The 14,620-nt window shown below is 41.6% G+C and carries 18 protein-coding genes; 14 read left to right on the forward strand and 4 right to left on the reverse strand.

What is annotated here, in order from left to right; all coding sequences use genetic code 11:
* Positions 1–9: 9 nt before the first annotated feature.
* Positions 10–1,470: a catalase KatA gene (gene katA, locus EKQ44_RS15180; RefSeq protein WP_237664396.1), complete on the reverse strand. Its 1,461-nt coding sequence runs from the start codon at positions 1,468–1,470 to the stop codon at positions 10–12.
* A 193-nt stretch (positions 1,471–1,663) separates the two neighbouring features.
* Between katA and EKQ44_RS15185 the strand changes: the two genes are divergently transcribed.
* Together EKQ44_RS15185 and EKQ44_RS15190 are read left to right on the forward strand one after the other, a co-directional pair.
* Positions 1,664–1,918 (forward strand): YqkE family protein, encoded by a 255-nt coding sequence (locus tag EKQ44_RS15185; RefSeq protein WP_237664397.1) that lies wholly within the window; start codon positions 1,664–1,666, stop codon positions 1,916–1,918.
* 13 nt (positions 1,919–1,931) lie between these two features.
* Positions 1,932–2,441 (forward strand): GrpB family protein, encoded by a 510-nt coding sequence (locus tag EKQ44_RS15190; protein ID WP_237664398.1) that lies wholly within the window; start codon positions 1,932–1,934, stop codon positions 2,439–2,441.
* A gap of 35 nt (positions 2,442–2,476) precedes the next feature.
* On the opposite strand, the gene EKQ44_RS15195 is transcribed toward EKQ44_RS15190, so the two are convergent.
* The 3 genes from EKQ44_RS15195 to mciZ form a co-directional block, all read right to left on the reverse strand.
* Positions 2,477–2,791, reverse strand: coding sequence for a hypothetical protein (locus EKQ44_RS15195; RefSeq protein WP_237664399.1), 315 nt, complete (start codon positions 2,789–2,791; stop codon positions 2,477–2,479).
* A gap of 265 nt (positions 2,792–3,056) precedes the next feature.
* Positions 3,057–3,977, reverse strand: coding sequence for an aldo/keto reductase (locus EKQ44_RS15200; RefSeq protein WP_237664586.1), 921 nt, complete (start codon positions 3,975–3,977; stop codon positions 3,057–3,059).
* A gap of 80 nt (positions 3,978–4,057) precedes the next feature.
* Entirely contained in the window at positions 4,058–4,207 is a 150-nt protein-coding gene (gene mciZ / locus EKQ44_RS15205) for a Z-ring formation inhibitor MciZ (RefSeq protein WP_237664400.1), read from the reverse strand.
* A gap of 73 nt (positions 4,208–4,280) precedes the next feature.
* Here mciZ and EKQ44_RS15210 point away from each other — a divergent pair, with 73 nt between their 5' ends.
* From EKQ44_RS15210 to spoIIAB, 12 genes are all read left to right on the forward strand, one after another.
* Positions 4,281–4,832 (forward strand): NUDIX hydrolase, encoded by a 552-nt coding sequence (locus EKQ44_RS15210; RefSeq protein WP_237664401.1) that lies wholly within the window; start codon positions 4,281–4,283, stop codon positions 4,830–4,832.
* Positions 4,833–4,841: 9 nt separating this feature from the next.
* Positions 4,842–6,008 carry an endonuclease Q family protein gene (locus EKQ44_RS15215; RefSeq protein ID WP_237664402.1) on the forward strand — a complete coding sequence of 389 codons (1,167 nt, stop codon included), beginning with the start codon at positions 4,842–4,844 and terminating at the stop codon, positions 6,006–6,008.
* Between the two features lie 153 nt (positions 6,009–6,161).
* A complete protein-coding gene (spoIIM, locus tag EKQ44_RS15220; RefSeq protein WP_237664403.1) occupies positions 6,162–6,803 on the forward strand; it encodes a stage II sporulation protein M in 642 nt (213 codons plus the stop codon).
* A gap of 111 nt (positions 6,804–6,914) precedes the next feature.
* Positions 6,915–7,382 carry a ferric iron uptake transcriptional regulator gene (fur, locus tag EKQ44_RS15225; RefSeq protein WP_237664404.1) on the forward strand — a complete coding sequence of 156 codons (468 nt, stop codon included), beginning with the start codon at positions 6,915–6,917 and terminating at the stop codon, positions 7,380–7,382.
* A 139-nt stretch (positions 7,383–7,521) separates the two neighbouring features.
* Positions 7,522–7,749 (forward strand): YqzK family protein, encoded by a 228-nt coding sequence (locus tag EKQ44_RS15230; RefSeq protein ID WP_237664405.1) that lies wholly within the window; start codon positions 7,522–7,524, stop codon positions 7,747–7,749.
* Between the two features lie 6 nt (positions 7,750–7,755).
* Complete coding sequence (xerD, locus tag EKQ44_RS15235; protein WP_237664406.1) at positions 7,756–8,646, forward strand: site-specific tyrosine recombinase XerD; 891 nt, start codon at positions 7,756–7,758, stop codon at positions 8,644–8,646.
* Between the two features lie 209 nt (positions 8,647–8,855).
* Positions 8,856–10,040, forward strand: a complete 1,185-nt coding sequence (gene deoB / locus EKQ44_RS15240) for a phosphopentomutase (protein ID WP_237664407.1) — start codon at positions 8,856–8,858, stop codon at positions 10,038–10,040.
* 13 nt (positions 10,041–10,053) lie between these two features.
* Positions 10,054–10,869: a purine-nucleoside phosphorylase gene (locus EKQ44_RS15245; protein ID WP_237664408.1), complete on the forward strand. Its 816-nt coding sequence runs from the start codon at positions 10,054–10,056 to the stop codon at positions 10,867–10,869.
* Positions 10,870–11,077: 208 nt separating this feature from the next.
* Positions 11,078–12,382, forward strand: coding sequence for a pyrimidine-nucleoside phosphorylase (locus EKQ44_RS15250; protein WP_237664409.1), 1,305 nt, complete (start codon positions 11,078–11,080; stop codon positions 12,380–12,382).
* A gap of 149 nt (positions 12,383–12,531) precedes the next feature.
* The gene (locus EKQ44_RS15255) at positions 12,532–13,695 is read left to right on the forward strand and encodes a D-alanyl-D-alanine carboxypeptidase family protein (RefSeq protein WP_237664410.1); all 1,164 of its coding nucleotides are present in this window, start codon (positions 12,532–12,534) and stop codon (positions 13,693–13,695) included.
* Between the two features lie 125 nt (positions 13,696–13,820).
* A complete protein-coding gene (gene spoIIAA, locus EKQ44_RS15260; protein ID WP_063560591.1) occupies positions 13,821–14,171 on the forward strand; it encodes an anti-sigma F factor antagonist in 351 nt (116 codons plus the stop codon).
* Positions 14,171–14,611 (forward strand): anti-sigma F factor, encoded by a 441-nt coding sequence (gene spoIIAB / locus EKQ44_RS15265; protein ID WP_063560592.1) that lies wholly within the window; start codon positions 14,171–14,173, stop codon positions 14,609–14,611. Before spoIIAA ends, spoIIAB begins: the two co-directional genes overlap by 1 nt.
* The last annotated feature ends 9 nt before the right edge of the window (positions 14,612–14,620 follow it).

Consider the following 14,620-nt stretch of genomic DNA (forward strand, 5'->3'; position numbering starts at 1 on the left):
TACAGTTAACTAGCGTGCTTCTTGTGGGACTTTTAATCCAAGCCCTTCCGCAATGCGAGTGCCGTATTCCGGTTCAGCTTTGTAAAAGTGGCCAACTTGGCGAAGCTTGATTTCTTCCTTTTCCACAGGAGCCATTGCCCCAACAATATTTTTCACCAAGCGGGAACGCTCTTCTTCATTCAAAAGACGGTATAGGTCTCCGGCTTGTGTATAGTGATCATTGTGATCATATCCTACGCTGTCCGCCATGCCAGTAACGGCATAGGTAGCCTGCTTGTTTTCAGGAGTTTCCGTAGGACCATTAAAGCTGTTTGGCTCATAATAGACGGAACCTCCGCCATTGTTATCAAACCGCATCTGACCATCGCGTTGATAGTTATGAACATCATTGCGTGCACGGTTAATTGGCAGAGCTTGGTGATTGGCTCCAACACGGTAACGATGGGCATCATGATAGGCAAAGAGACGACCCTGCAGCATTTTGTCAGGTGAAACATCGATACCAGGGACAAGTGTTCCTGGAGAGAAAGTTGCCTGCTCCACCTCAGCAAAATAATTCTCTGGATTCCGATCCAAGACCATCCGTCCAACTTCCATCAACGGATAGTCTTTTTGTGACCATACCTTCGTCACATCAAATGGATCAAAACGGTAAGTATCAGCATCCTCCATAGGCATGATCTGGACATATAGCTTCCATGCTGGGTAATCCCCTTTATCGATGGAATTAAATAGATCCTCCGTATGATAATCAGGGTTTTCACCGGCAATATTCGTTCCGACCTCTTCAGTCAGGTTTTTTATGCCTTGTTCTGTTTTAAAATGATACTTGATCCAAACTCCTTCCCCTTCTTCGTTCACCCATTTGAACGTGTGGCTTCCAAAACCATGCATATGTCGATAAGTAGCAGGAATGCCACGGTCAGACATCAGGATGGTCACTTGATGAAGGGATTCAGGTGAAAGTGACCAGAAATCCCAAACGGCATTTGGATTTTTCAGATGCGTTTGAGGGTGACGCTTTTGTGTATGGATGAAGTCGGGAAACTTGATGGCATCTCTAATGAAAAACACCGGTGTATTGTTTCCGACTAGGTCATAGTTTCCGTCCTCTGTATAGAATTTCACAGCAAACCCTCTTGGATCACGAACTGAATCCGCGGAACCATTCTCACCCGCTACTGTGGAAAATCGGACAAAGAGTGGGGTGCGCTTTCCTATTTCTGAAAGGAATTTTGCCTTCGTATAGTTGGTAACATCATTTGTCACTTCAAAGTATCCATGAGCACCTGCACCTTTGGCGTGCACTACACGTTCAGGTACACGTTCGCGGTTGAAATGGGCAAGCTTCTCTAAAAGATGTACATCTTGTATGAGTGTTGGCCCTCTTGAGCCTGCAGTGATGGAGTTTTGGTTATCTCCCACTGGAGCCCCCCAGCTTGTTGTAAGTCTATTATTTGTTGTCAACATCCTTCACCTCGATATAAAGAGTAAGATCACATTTATAATGATAACAGTTATCATTCAAAAATCAATACTTTTTTATAATTATTATAAAGTAATAATTTATATTTTTAAAATCATATTATAATTTAATGGCTTGTTTATGGACAAATAGTAATTTGCTATACTAGTAGAAAATGTTATTAGGAGTGAGCTTGTCTTGAAGAAAAAGCAAAAGAAGAATCATAGTCCAGCAGCAACTAAGAGGGAGGAGAAAGTGTCAGTGAAAGATCAATTGGAAAGGGATGTCTTTTCTAAACTGAAATCCATGAAAGACAAGCTTGTCCAATCAGAACAACAGCAAAAAGAACAAGAAGCAGCAAGGATAAAAGAAGAAAAGCGATTGAAAGAAAAAAATAAATCATTTGAAGAGTTATTTGAAGAGAGCAATCAGAATTGGAAAGAGTTTAAGTAGGATGCCTAGAAAAATGGAAGTATGGGATTACAATCCTGAATGGGAAAGAGAGTTTCTAATTGAAAAGAATCGCTTGCTACATGCTTTAGAGGAAGTGGCCATAAAAATTCATCATATCGGTAGTACTGCCATTCCAGGAATTAAGGCGAAGCCCATTATTGATATCTTAATGGAAGTTACTTCATTAGATGAAATGGATGAACTAAGTAAGGAAATGAAAGGATTGGGCTATGAGGCTAAAGGAGAAAATGGAATAAAGGGGCGACGGTACTTTCAAAAGGGAGGAGAAGAAAGGTCTCATCATGTACATTGTTATTTAGAAGGAAATGAGGAAATTAAAAGGCATCTCTTGTTCAGGGACTACCTAAGGGCTTTTCCTGAAAAGGCCCTTGAATATAGTGAATTAAAAGAAAAGCTGTCTGCTCAATTTTTATATGACCCGGAAAAGTATGTGAATGGAAAGTCAGAGTTTGTACGACGAACAGATAAAGATGCATGGTTATGGGAAAACAATAAGAGATAATAACCCAATGGAATCACTATCTCTTTTGATGAAGTCTAGCCTATGAAAATTGCCATACCAAAGTATACTACCACACAAAGCAAAGATCCCAGTAAGAATGGTCCTATTTTTAGAGTAGGTGTTGTATGCTTGGGAGTATATCTGCCAGCCATAGAGTTTAATACTGCTGCTTCGGAATTTTTGGTGAAAATATCTCCGGACGAGCTTGTGAAGAATGCAATGAAGACAAAGAAGAGCGAACCAAAAAACATGGTGCTTAATAGGTTGAAGTCAAAGTATGTGGAAATTCCAAAGAGAATACCAATTTCTGCTACCAATACAAGCAATAATGTAATTAAGAATCTTTTCATAAATCCCCCTCCTTGCAAAGAATGAGTCATTTTACTATACGTTATGGTATGGAAAAAGTTTCAATTTATTGTTCTTTCAGACTCCTTATTTTAAGTAAAGTAAAAGCAGTATCCCTATTTGGGACACTGCTTATAGACTGTTGACAAACTTTAAATTATTTAGGTTAACTGTTTAACAGTTGATCTTCGTTGCAGGTTGCGATCAACAGGGTAACTACCTCTCTAAATGACTTTGTCTATACACTAAAAACCATTGGGACATTGCTTAGTTCCGATGGGATTCATAGATAGACTGTTTCAAAAGCTCTTTATAAACTTTGTATTCATCCACCGACAGCTCTTGTTCGTATATGGCACTGACATTTGCTTCTAATTGTCCCACGGAGCTTGCGCCGGGGATAACTGCGGCAACTGCCGGATGTGACAGGCAATAATGGAAAGCGGACGATTGAAGCGGTTTTTCACCAGATAGTTGTGTGAGCTTAGGCAAAAGTTCAGAGAGATCTTCATTGCTATAATCAAGGTAGCTTTTCCCATTGAATTTTTCCTGTAGCTTTTCAAGCCCACGCTCTGACAGTAATCCTTTTGCCAATGGGCCTCTCGCAATCACGCTGATGTTGTTATCATGCAAGTAATCCAGCCATTCTTCTGGGCGTGTATCAAGCATGCTATATTGCATCATGATAGAAACAATAGATGATCTTTCTACAAATCTCTTTATCACATTTGGTCTGATGGAGGATATTCCATATTCCCGTATGTATCCACCTTTCTTCAATTCCTCGAAAGCTTCAATGGTTTCATCAGTCGGGTCATCAATCGTCCCACCGTGAAGCTGATACAGGTCGATATAGTCGGTTTGCAGTCTATGTAAACTGTCTTTTACTGCAGAGAGGATATGTTCTTTGCTAGGATCCCACTCCCAACCTTCTTTCCCAGAAGTCCAACTGTTTCCAACTTTAGTGGCAAGAATGACTTTATCCCGCTGGCCCTTTAGAGCCTTTCCCACAATTTCTTCATTTTTGCCAAAATCATAGAGATCGGCTGTATCAAGATAATTGATACCAAGGTCCAGTGCTTTCTTTACAATTTCGGTCGCTTTCTTTTCTTCCGTTCCAAGAGACATACAGCCAAGTCCGAGCTGGCTTACATATAACTCAGATTTTCCAAGTTGGTTTTTAGGTATCAAAAAAAGCCCTCCTTTTTGGCTATTTTACCTAAAAGAAGGGGCATTCTACAAATGATTACTATTTAGGTATCCGATAACTAGCTATGGTGCTTATCGATACCATCATTTAAAGCATTGATCCAGGTTGTGACATATACATGATGAAGGGCGGATTCCTGAAGTTTGTCTCTGATTTCCCAAGCTTTTCCCACCAAAACGATATTGTTTGAACGAACATAGACCTTCACTTTTCTTCCTCCCATCCCTTGTATGGTAGAATGTATGAAGAAATGAAAGACAACAGAACAAGGAGTGGTCAGGATGGATCATTTAAAAGAAAAAACGTTACATCGTGAAAAATTGTTTTCAGGAAGAATCATTGATTTGTATGTAGAGGACGTTCAACTTCCGAACGGTAAAACAAGTAAGAGGGAAATAATTAAACACCCAGGGGCAGTGGCGGTTATTGCTTTAACGGATGAAAATAAAATTGTCATGGTCCGCCAATACCGAAAAGCGATGGAGCGGGCTTTGGTCGAAATTCCTGCAGGTAAGCTTGAAATGGGAGAAGAGCCTCTAGGGACGGCCAAAAGGGAACTTCAGGAAGAGACAGGTTATACCTGTGACGAGTTGGAACCGTTGATTTCTTTTTACACCTCTCCAGGATTTGCAGATGAATTGGTACACTTGTTCATTGCAAAGGGGTTGAGAAAAGATACCGAGGAACACCAGTTAGATGAAGATGAGTTTGTGGACCTGTTGGAAGTTTCATTGGAAGAGGCAATGGGTCTTATTGAAAAGAAGGAGATCTATGATGCGAAAACGGCTTATGCAGTGCAGTATTTGCAATTGCAGGCGTTGATGCGAAAGTAGGGAAGAGTCATGAAGGAATATTTTGTAGATTTACATATACATTTAGGAGGAACTGCCAGTGGCAAACCGGTCAAAATCACAGCCTCCAATAAGTTGACATTGGAGGCTGTTTTGGAAGAAGCGCGCTTTCGAAAAGGGTTGGATATGATTGGGGTGATCGATTGTCAAGTTCCAGAAGTTTTGGTAGGTCTAAGAAACTCTCTTGCTAGGAATGAGGTTTCGGAGTTAACAGATGGAGGAATCCGGATTGGTGATGTAACACTTATTTTAGGAGCGGAAATAGAGATTTTTGATGAAAACTGCCAAGGTATGATTCACGCCCTCTGTTATATGAAGACAGTGGAGAAAATGGTGGAGTTTTCAAACTGGCTAAGTAACCGTATGAAAAATGTGACGTTGTCTACTCAAAGGGTGTATGAAAATGCAACTGAGATTCAGCATGAAGTAAGAAGGTTAGGCGGTTTATTCATCCCTGCTCATGTGTTTACACCTTTTAAAAGTTTGTATGGCAAGGGTGTGAAATCGAGCTTGAGCGAAGTGTTCGAACCAGGATTGATTGATGCTGTGGAACTTGGTTTAAGTTCGGATACCTCTATGGCAGAGAGGCTGGAGGAGCTGGAAAAGTATGCTTTTCTTTCTAATTCTGATGCTCATTCGGTCGGGAAAATTGCGAGGGAGTATCAAAGGGTCCGGATGAAGGAGCCGACCTTCGAGGAGCTGCGTCTGGCTTTGAAGGAAGTGGAAGGGAGAAAAGTGGTCGCTAATTACGGTCTCAGTCCCCAGCTTGGAAAGTATTTTACGACCGTTTGTGAAAAGTGTTTTTCTCATCCTTTACAAGGGAAGGATGCATGTCATGTTTGTGGACATGCCAAGTTCATAAGAGGGGTTTCCGATCGGATTTCGGAGCTTGCTGGTAGTAATGAACCCAGAAGGTCTCGTCCGCCATACATCCATCAAGTGCCATTGGATTTCATACCAGGGGTGGGACCTAAAACCTTAGCGAAATTGAGAGGAGTCTTTGGAACAGAGATGGGGATATTGCATGAAGCAAGCTTTGAAGAATTGGTGAAAGTAGTCGGTGAGAAGGTCGCGAGTCTGATTGTGGCTGCTAGAAGCGGAAAGGTAACGTTAAAAGCCGGAGGGGGAGGCAGGTTTGGTCGAATAAGTGAAGAATGAAGATTTTTACATCGGCTTGATAGTAAGGGAACAATGATCTTCATACGACCGCAACGAACCACGAAAAAGCCCATAAAAATTTCTCCCTCTCTAGAGTCATACTTCCTCACCTCTATCATACAATCTAGTAAGTGAGTGATAGGAGGAAGAGGGATGAAAAAACAGTCGCGGTTTACTATATTACTAGGGCATTTAAAAGAACACTCCTCTCTATATCTGTTTATTGTCGTACTTTTTTTTATGGGAGTGATATTTGGGGCCATCGTGGTCAATAGCATGAACTTTTCTCAAAAACAGGACCTGTTTGTGTATCTGAGCCGTTTCTTTGGACAAGTCGAAGAAGGGCAGTTCGCAAATGCAAAAGATATTTTCTTTCAAAGTTACTTTCACAATATAAAATATGTACTACTTATGTGGGTGCTTGGTATTTCCATTATCGGTCTTCCGGTCATCTTGATTTTACTATTCCTTAAAGGGGTTGTGGTTGGATTCACGGTAGGTTTTCTTGTGAACCAGCTAAGTTGGAAAGGGTTCCTCTTATCTTTTGTAGCTATCCTTCCACAGAACATGATTGCCATTCCAGCTTATATTATCATCGGGACGTTGGCGGTGGCATTTTCCTTGAAAATGATTAGGCAACAGTTCGTGAAAAGGATACAGGAACCATTTTTTCAGCAATTCATCAGATATAGTGCGGCCATGGGTTTTATCTGTTTATTGCTTGTGGGAGCATCGCTAATAGAAGCGTTGGTTTCACCGGTGTTTATGAAAACAGTCATTTCTATTTTAGATTGATACTTATATGATAATGATTATCCACACTTGTTTATAATCATTATTTTTTTCTTTGACAGTTTCCCGCCCTTTCGATAAAATAAAAAGGTAAAGCGAGGGAGGGAACGAAAGATGGAAAATAGGATAGATCGCATAAAAAAACAACTGCACTCCGCTAGCTATAAGCTGACTCCTCAAAGGGAATCAACGGTCCGTGTGTTGCTTGAACATGAAGAGGATCATTTAAGTGCGGAAGATGTCTACCTCCTCGTAAAAGAAAAGTCACCTGAGATTGGACTAGCTACGGTTTACCGTACATTAGAACTACTAACTGAACTTAAAATTGTCGATAAAATAAATTTTGGCGATGGAGTATCCAGATACGACCTTCGTCAAGAAGGAGCCAAGCATTTCCACCATCACTTGGTTTGTATCGAGTGTGGAGCGGTAGATGAAATTCAGGATGATTTGTTGGAAGATGTAGAGGCGATAGTAGAACGTGATTGGAACTTCAAAATAAAAGATCACCGATTGACCTTTCACGGCATTTGTCACCGATGCCAGGAGCCGGAAAGTCCAACTGAGGAAGAAAATACATAAACCTTTTCCAACTATCATGGAAAAGGTTTTTTATTTTGCACAAAACATGACTTCTAAAGGTATAAATCTTCATTATTTTGTCATACCTTCTAATAAGACAAGTATCAGGAAAAACTTGTACAATTGGAGGTCGACTTTCATGAAGAGTATCATTGATTCATGCTATAATACATTTAAAGTATTCATTTTATTTACTGGCTGCACGGTTTTATTTTACTATGGAATCATGTGGATCAATCAAGAGTATCAGAATTATCATCGCTATGATGAGCCGGAGGGTGCAGCGGTGAAAGTGACAAAAATGGTGGAGGAAAGGGATGAGGGCTGGCTACAGCGCTTAGTGTTCTTCTATCATTACGGGGAGTAGAGGGTATTGCAGGATCAATTAAAAGATTTTATTCATTTCTTGGTAGTAGAAAAGGGACTTGCGACGAACACAGTGGTGTCTTATGAGCGGGACTTGAAGTCCTATCTTCTCTATTTAAATAAGGTGGAAGAGATACCATCCTTGGATGAGGTAACTCGTGCCACCATCATTCAGTTCTTGAAATTCCTCACAGAAAAAGGGAAATCGTCCAAAACGATAGCCAGACATATTGCTTCCATTCGTTCGTTTCATCAGTTCCTGCTTAGGGAGAAAGTCACAACACAAGATCCTACCGTACATATCGATCGGCCGAAGCAGGAGCAGAAGCTTCCTCAAGTAATGTCCGTGGAAGAAGTACAGGCCTTACTGGAGGTCCCGGATACCTCCAAGGTATTTGGAGTGCGTGATAAAGCAATGCTGGAGCTTCTTTATGCAACTGGTATGCGTGTATCGGAGCTTATATCCCTGAATCTTAGCGATGTTCATATGACAATGGGGTTTGTAAGATGTATCGGAAAAGGAAATAAAGAAAGAATCATACCATTGGGGAAAATGGCTCAGAGTGCCATAGTAAGTTATATAGAAGAAAGTCGGAATCAACTAACCAAAAAGAAAAGCACAGATGCTTTATTTGTTAACCTTTATGGAAATCGCTTGACGCGTCAAGGCTTCTGGAAGATCTTGAAGAAGTTGACGAAGGAAGCTGGAATTGAAAAAGAGCTGACTCCGCACACCTTGAGGCATTCCTTTGCCACACATCTACTGGAAAATGGAGCGGACCTTCGTGCCGTTCAGGAGATGTTAGGTCATGCCGATATTTCCACCACCCAAATATACACCCATGTAACAAAAACCCGCATGAAGGATGTTTATTCCATGTTCCATCCAAGAGCATAGATTGTTTGTGGTAGTGGAAGAGGCTGTTCAAACTATCTGAACAGTCTTTTTTTAGCATTTTAATTGCAAGATTGAAAGCGCTTGTTTATACTGGGATTAGAGGTCAGACTTCTGACAATTAGAAGTACACACATGTATGACTATCCTTTGTGAAAAAGGGGAAAATACAAGAGGTAAATCGAGATCGATAGTTTGTAGGAGGTTACGAAATGAGTTCTTATACATATAAAAGAGTGTTCCTTGTCGTGATGGATTCAGTTGGAATCGGTGAGGCACCTGATGCAGAAAAATTCGGCGACAAAGGGGCCGATACATTAGGTCATATTGCGGAACATATGAACGGGTTAAACATGCCGAATATGGCCAAGCTCGGTCTAAGTAATATTGAAGAAGTCAAAGGGGTCCCAAAAGCGGCAAAGCCCCTTGCCTACTATACGAAAATGGAAGAAGCGTCAAGTGGAAAAGACACAATGACTGGCCACTGGGAAATCATGGGGTTGCGAATCGACACACCATTCCGTGTTTTCCCTGAGGGATTTCCTGATGAATTGATCCAAGAACTAGAAAAGCGAACTGGTCGCAAAATTATTGGGAACATCCCTGCGAGTGGAACGGAAATCCTTGATCAGCTTGGACAGGAACACGTAGATACAGGGGCATTGATTGTCTATACATCTGCAGATTCCGTGCTTCAAATTGCAGCACATGAAGGCGTTGTTCCCATTGAAGAATTGTATGACATATGTAAAATAGCACGTGAGTTGACTTTGGATGAGAAGTATATGGTGGGACGCATCATTGCGCGTCCTTTCATAGGGGAAGCAGGTAACTGGAAGCGCACATCTAATCGTCATGACTATGCTTTAAAACCATTCGAACGTACGGTCATGAATGAACTGAAAGATAGCGGTTATGATGTCATTTCCATCGGGAAGATCTCCGATATCTATGATGGTGAAGGAGTCACACAATCTCTTCGCACCGTATCTAACATGGATGGCATGGATAAATTGGTGGAAACGACTGCAATGGATTTCACAGGAATTAGCTTCCTGAATCTAGTTGATTTTGATGCGGTTTTTGGACATAGAAGGGACCCGGAAGGTTACGGAAAGGCCTTGGAGGAGTATGACGCGAGACTTCCTGAAGTGTTTGCGAACCTGCAAGAACAAGACCTTTTGATTATCACAGCCGACCACGGAAACGATCCAACGGCGCCTGGTACAGATCATACTCGTGAATATGTTCCGTTATTGGTGTACTCACCTCAACATAAAGAAGGAAAACAGTTGGAGATCCGTAAAACATTTGCCGATATTGGAGCTACGATTGCAGACAACTTCAATACCAGAATGCCAAAGCACGGAAAAAGCTTTTTACAAGACTTAAACTAGGGGGAACATAATCATGAATTTAGAAGCTATCAAAAAATCTGCTGGTTATATCAATGAAAAATTATCAAACAAACCGGAAATCGGTCTTATCCTTGGATCAGGACTTGGTGTCTTGGCGGAAGAAATCCAAAACCCAACAGTAATACCTTACACAGAGATACCAGAATTTCCTGTTTCCACAGTGGAAGGGCATGCAGGACAGCTGGTCATAGGTACGTTGGAAGGGAAAACGGTTATCGCGATGCAAGGCCGCTTCCACTTCTATGAAGGCTATGCAATGGATAAGGTAACATTTCCAGTTCGAGTTATGAAATATTTGGGTGTAGAAAAATTGATTGTTACTAATGCTGCTGGTGGTGTAAATGAAAGTTTTGAAGCGGGAGATTTGATGATCCTATCCGACCACATCAACAACATGGGAACAAATCCACTGATCGGACCAAACAACAATGAGCTTGGAGCCCGTTTCCCAGATATGTCCGAACCATATTGCAAGGAATTGCGCAAATTGGCTAAAAACGTGGCGGCAGAAATCGGCCTAAAAGTTCAAGAGGGTGTATACGTGGGGAACACAGGTCCTTCGTATGAAACACCTGCAGAAGTAAGATTGCTTCGTACACTTGGTGGGGACGCTGTGGGAATGTCCACTGTACCGGAAGTAATCGTTGCTCGTCATAGTGGGATGAAGGTGCTTGGAATCTCTTGTATCTCCAATATGGCAGCGGGAATCCTTGACCAACCATTAACACACGACGAGGTAATGGAAACAACGGAAATGGTAAAAGCGAACTTCCTTCAATTCGTAAAAACCATTGTAAAAGGAATGTAAGCTAGTTAGTTTTAGTCCATTATTTCGGAGTTGATTTAGAATACTTCAGCTGTGTTTGTAGCGTAGGGGGAAGGCCCCGGCGGGAGGTAGAGATAGGTTGACAGTTGTGAGAAGTCTCAAGCACCGTCGAGGAAAATGAAGCCCTGTGCGAAAATCAATAGATGTGTCTAATGCAGTACATTTTATAGAAAATAAGAGGTGTTTCGGGATGAGAATGGTAGACCTTATTCAAAAGAAGCGTGACGGAAAAGAATTATCAACAGAAGAAATCCAATTCATCGTCAAAGGATTTACAGACGGATCCATTCCAGATTATCAGATGAGCGCATTTTCCATGGCGATTTTCTTCCAGGGAATGAACGATCAAGAGCGCGCAGACTTGACTATGGCAATGGTTCACTCCGGTGACACGATAGACCTTTCTGCAATCGAAGGAATCAAGGTAGACAAGCACAGTACAGGTGGGGTTGGCGACACAACAACATTAGTACTTGCACCACTTGTAGCAGCCGTCGGTGTACCAGTTGCTAAAATGAGCGGACGTGGCCTTGGTCACACTGGAGGAACCATCGACAAGCTTGAGTCCGTTCCTGGTTTCCACGTAGAAATCGACAACCAGGAATTCATTGACTATGTCAACAAAAATAAAGTAGCTGTTATTGGACAGAGTGGAAACCTTACTCCGGCCGACAAAAAACTTTATGCTTTGCGTGATGTGACAGCAACTGTAAACAGCATTCCGTTGATTGCCAGCTCCATCATGAGTAAAAAGATTGCAGCTGGAGCAGACGCGATTGTATTGGACGTGAAAACTGGTGCCGGCGCGTTTATGAAAGACTTGGACGAAGCGAAAAAGCTCGCAAAAGCCATGGTGGATATCGGAAACAACGTCGGCCGTAGAACAATGGCCGTTATCTCAGATATGAGTCAGCCGCTTGGTTTTGCGATCGGAAACGCTTTGGAAATCAAGGAGGCAATCGACACGTTACGTGGCGAGGGTCCTAAAGACTTGGAAGAATTATGCCTGGAGCTAGGTAGCTACATGGTTCTTTTAGCTGAAAAAGCTTCTACATTAGAAGAAGCTCGCGGTATGCTGGAAGAAGTTATCCGTTCTGGAGCTGCAATTGATACTTTGAAGACTTTCTTGGAAGCTCAAGGGGGGGATGCTTCAGTTGTTGATAATCCAGAGAAGTTACCTCAAGCTAAACATGTGGTTGAGCTTGAAGCAAAAGAAGCTGGTGTGGTTTCTGAAATTGTTGCTGACTCTGTTGGTACGGCAGCTATGCTCCTTGGTGCAGGCCGAGCGACCAAAGACTCCGAGATCGACCTTGCAGTAGGTATTGTCCTTCGCAAGAAGATTGGGGATAAAGTGGAAGCAGGCGAATCACTCGCTACCATCCATAGTAACCAAGAAGATCTTACAAAAGTAAAAGAAGCATTGTATGAGAGCATTAAGGTGGTAAATGGGGATGTAAAAGTTCCGCCGCTTGTATACGATACGATTTCTGAATAATAATGAATGGTTTTGAGACAGTCCTACCTTAGTGGTAGGGCTTTTTTGTATTCTTAGTTAAAAATATTTCCCTCCACTTCCAAAACTTAGTATAAAACCAATCTTTTTGGAAAAAATGTGAAGTATGGAATATGATTGGAGGTCTAAGGATGAAAAAGTTTATAACCGCAATAATTGCAATTGCTTTTACTTTTTCCGCATTTAGTCCTGTTGTAGGGGCGGAAGAAAAAGGTGTTCAACTTACAGAGAATGCAAGATCTGCTATTTTAATTGAACGAGATACTGGCCAGGTGTTGTATGAGAAAAACGGACACGAAAAATTGCCGCCTGCGAGTATGACGAAAATCATGACAATGCTATTGATTATGGAAGCTATTGATAAAGGTGAATTGACGTGGGATGAGAAAATCAGAACTAGTGAATATGCAGCGTCTATGGGAGGATCGCAGATTTTCCTTGAGCCTGGTGAAGAAATGACTACAGATGAAATGCTGCGTGGTATCGCTATTGCATCAGGGAATGATGCATCTGTCGCGATGGCTGAGCGTATTGCAGGTTCAGAAGCAGCTTTTGTGGAAATGATGAATGCAAAAGTAAAGGATCTGGGGCTTGAAAACACTAACTTTCAAAACCCTACCGGATTGCCTGCGAAAGAACATTATAGTACGGCAAATGATATGGCGGTAATGGCGAAAGAATTACTTAAATATGAAGGTATCACCAAATATACAGGTCAATATGAGGACTATCTTCGCCAAAATACGGATAAGAAGTTTTGGTTGGTCAATACAAATAAACTCGTAAGGTTTTATCCTGGAGTGGACGGTGTTAAAACAGGTTTCACACAAGAAGCGAAGTATTGTTTGACAGCAACGGCGAAAAAAGACAATATGCGAGTGATTGCTGTTGTGTTTGGCGCTCCAACACCAAAAGATAGAAATGCACAAATCACTAATATGCTTGATTTTGCTTTCAGTCAGTACAAAACGCACCCGATGTATGAAAGAAACGAAGCGGTAGCGAAGGTTGATATCAGTAAAGGTTCTGAAAAAGAAGTGGACGTCGTTACAAGCGAGCCGATTTCCGTCTTAACGAAAAAAGGTGAAAATGTTGATAATGTGGAAAAACAGATCACCGTCGACGAAAACGTGAAGGCTCCTGTTAAAAAAGGAGATAAGGTTGGAGAGCTCGTTCTTAAAAAAGACGGAAAAGTATTATCACAAAGCGACCTTGTTGCTGGGAAAGACAGCATGGAAGCTAGCTGGTGGCAATTGTTCAAACGGTCCATGGGCCACTTCTCAAAACTGGATTAATCAACTGCTTTTTTAGAACAAAGGATTTTAGCGAATTAACACTAGTTTTGTCTTTAGGCAGGAATTCCGAATTTAAATATAGAAATTGACTCACTGAACAAAGTTTCCACAAGGGGGAAAGTGCAGTGAGTCTTACCGTTGATTTGGAAGTCAAACAAAATGTTCTTTGTGTTCGTTTAGCAGGAGAATTGGATCACCATACAGCTGAAAACTTGCGGAATCAAGCCACAGCCATTATTGAAAAACACCAGATTTCTCATATTATTTTGAATTTGGAGCAATTGTCCTTCATGGACAGCTCGGGACTTGGGGTCATACTTGGCCGGTACAAGCAAATTAAGAATAACGGTGGAGAAATGGTGGTTTGTTCTATTTCACCAGCAGTTAAACGACTGTTCGAAATGTCGGGATTGTTCAAGATTATTCGTCTTGAAGAAAGCGAACAAAATGCCCTGCAGAAACTGGGGGTGGCATAATGAATAATCAAATGCACCTGCAATTTTCTGCACTTAGCCAAAATGAATCGTTCGCAAGGGTAACGGTAGCGGCTTTCATCATGCAATTGGATCCGACCATGGATGAGTTGACTGAAATAAAGACAGTTGTATCAGAGGCAGTGACAAATGCCATTATTCATGGTTATGACAACGACCCTAAAGCCACTGTTTACATCTCTGTTGAATTAGAGGACGGAGCTGTCCATATCACCATTAAGGATGAAGGTATGGGAATTGATGATGTAGAAGAAGCTAGACAGCCGTTATACACTACTAAGCCTGAGCTCGAGCGTTCTGGTATGGGGTTTACCATCATGGAAAACTTTATGGATTACGTAGAAATTCATTCATCAAGAGAAACAGGCACCTCAATCCGTATGACCAAGTATTTAGCTAAGAGCAAAGCGCTTTGTAATTAAGGAGCTAAG

The organism is Sutcliffiella horikoshii (assembly GCF_021991925.1).
Lineage (GTDB): Bacteria > Bacillota > Bacilli > Bacillales > Bacillaceae_I > Sutcliffiella_A > Sutcliffiella_A horikoshii_F.